Annotated in this window: 2 protein-coding genes; both read left to right on the plus strand. The window is 50.2% G+C overall.

The genetic code is table 11. The features are described 5' to 3' along the window. A partial coding sequence (locus INT12_RS30330) for a hypothetical protein (protein WP_226926381.1) occupies window positions 1-368 on the plus strand: 368 nt, incomplete at its 5' end. Between the two features lie 199 nt (window positions 369-567). After that, window positions 568-1,662: a hypothetical protein gene (locus INT12_RS30335; RefSeq protein ID WP_193059164.1), complete on the plus strand. Its 1,095-nt coding sequence runs from the start codon at window positions 568-570 to the stop codon at window positions 1,660-1,662. Window positions 1,663-2,054: the final 392 nt, after the last annotated feature.

The raw sequence follows: 2,054 nt of genomic DNA on the forward strand, positions 1-2,054 counted from the left end.
GGCGACAGAGACTTCAGACTAACAATGCAAACCTGCGTCGCTGCGCTCCGACTGCCCGGCCGGATGAGCGTGGAATAGGTGGCCGGATGTTGGTGGGCTGGGTGGCCGGATGGCGTGGAATGCGCACTGCATGTGAAAGCAAAGGCTTCTTAGGGGGTGATCGTGTCCACGAAGAGGTCATCGAGCAGGATCATGAAAGTGGTTACGAAACGGTTGAGCGGTACTCCACACCCGTCGAGTTCTACTGCCCAACGTGTGATTTGCACCTAGAGGGTGCCGAGGCTATGAAGGCGGCAGGCTTCGATGAAGAGTACGTTGAGCAGGATGAGCGAGAGATCGAGTACGAGCCAGACTACGGGAACGATTAGGGCCGGAGCAAACCGTAAGACACCACGTTGATGTAATGGCTGATGGGGCTGCGCGCGAGGTTCAGCTAGGCGCTAGTAAGCGCTTGACATGGCGATGCCTCAGACATTCACATGTGCGCTTCCGCTCTGACCGACGATGAGCCTAGAGCGCTGACCTTTCTGGCGTGCCTTGGGTTATCTTGGTGATTGAGCGGTGCCCTTGTGGGACGTGCCGTTGGTAGCTTTGGAGTTCCGGCTCCGCCCGGACGTTAATCAGCCCCTGTCTGATAGCTATGCAGTAAAACATAATGTCAGTGTTACGCTTGGGGCTGAGACCTCCTGCACAAAGCGGACAGCTAGCAAGATTCTCATGGCTACTCTGAAGCTCGTTATAGCTCTGGGCTTGCAATACGAAAAATTCATGGAGCACTATGTGAAAAGGCATTATTTGTTTATCGATGAATCCGGGGCAAAGGGGTATGCTGACAATCGCGAGCGTTACCCTGGTGAGCTTGGAGTAATTGCGGGTTACCTTGTACCAGAGCTCTATTTAAGTGAATACAGAGCGCATCTTGAAAAAAGGCTGGCCTCAATTGATGGTGTTGGAAAGCTGCACATAACCGACCTATTAAATCAAAGCGAGGCTAGAGGTGTAATATTCCAAGCCTTCTTAGAGCTTGAGATACCTTGGATATACGAAGCTATTTATGTTGAGGGGCTGTATCAATCTGAGTTCTGTGAGGGCAGAGGCGGGGACGGCTCCCATAAAGAACTGTTGCATGCAAAGCTTTTTATGGGTTTGATGATCAAGGCTCTGGCTTTGGTTCACAAGTTCAAAGATGAGGGCGTTGAGATAGTAGTGGTCTCTGACAACATAGATGCCGGGGTAATCAAGAAGTTCCTCATCGAATCAGAGGATTACCTTTCCCTCTTAAGAACTAGTGAGTTAAAACGTGAGTTCAAGGTCTATCAAAAGTCTACAGGCAAGCTGCTTCATTGCTCTTCGCGGGCAACAGCAGAAAATATTCCAAGCCACCCAGGGCTAGAGCTTGGAATCACATGTGAGAATTCTCATATGACCCTTCTCTCGGACGTGCTGGCGAATAGCGTGAACCATTATTTGAAAATGGAGTTCGAATCTAATCCCCAGATGCTACCGAACTCAAAGCAGGCGATTTCCAATCACCCATTGCGCAACTTGCTATTATGCTCATATGACGAAAACTCCGAAGAGATCCTTAATATAAGCGACATAATTTATAGAAGGGAAGAGAAACACTTAGAGCAGAAAGCTGTCGAGCTTGATGCTGAGTGACTTCCTTTAGCTCCTTCAGGGCTGACCCTATTTAGGGCGAGCCCAGGTTGATTTCTGGGCTCATTCAGTTTGAATTTCGATCACGGCGCCGACCTTGGTAGGTCGGGGTCTGCTGCAAATGTGAGTAACCGTGTGCAGTAATTTCCTTTGCTGCAGGCGAGTGAATCTCAAGTCGAAATCAGCCTTCAAATTTCCTAATGAGGCCGCCAAACTGTTGCGCAGGCTCAACATAGCGCAGCGCGGACTTCATATCGCTCCAGCCGACTGTAGTGGTCTAATGAAACCGGACACCCATTTAGGCGAGAATGCTCGCCAGAACGAGGTGTCAGATGACCAAACAACGCCGTACCTTTTCCCCTGAATTCAAACGCGAGGCTGCCGACCTCGTTCTC

Origin of the sequence: Pseudomonas sp. K8 (genome assembly GCF_014889455.1) — a bacterium.
Classification (GTDB): domain Bacteria; phylum Pseudomonadota; class Gammaproteobacteria; order Pseudomonadales; family Pseudomonadaceae; genus Aquipseudomonas; species Aquipseudomonas veronii.